The sequence below is a fragment of the Pseudomonas meliae genome (assembly GCF_001400515.1).
In the GTDB taxonomy this organism is placed as follows: domain Bacteria; phylum Pseudomonadota; class Gammaproteobacteria; order Pseudomonadales; family Pseudomonadaceae; genus Aquipseudomonas; species Aquipseudomonas amygdali.
In genome coordinates this window covers 1-231 of sequence record NZ_LJQT01000473.1, presented here as the reverse complement: position 1 = coordinate 231, position 231 = coordinate 1, and the positions used below count along the sequence as shown (strand labels likewise).

At 55.0% G+C, this 231-nt stretch carries 1 pseudogene; it reads right to left on the bottom strand.

The window, feature by feature from the left end:
- Positions 1-79 precede the first annotated feature (79 nt).
- A pseudogene (locus ALO64_RS25805) lies at positions 80-231 on the bottom strand (IS91 family transposase); the annotation flags it as partial.

Sequence of the window (231 nt, the reverse complement as noted above, 5' to 3'; positions counted from 1 at the left end):
ACCCATCACCCACGCCGAAAAATGGATTGAAAGCGACTTTTCTGTACCTTTTCCAGATTTTGGACGCACCTCTCCCGTATCAGGCCGGCACGTACCTCAATTGCGCGATGCTTTGAGCGTTGTTGATCAAGCCCTGCACGGTCAGGCCGGCGATGGCTGCGGTATAAACCATCCGTGCTCCGCACAGCACGCAGCTGAACGGATCCCGATGCAAGAACGCTTTGCTCATCT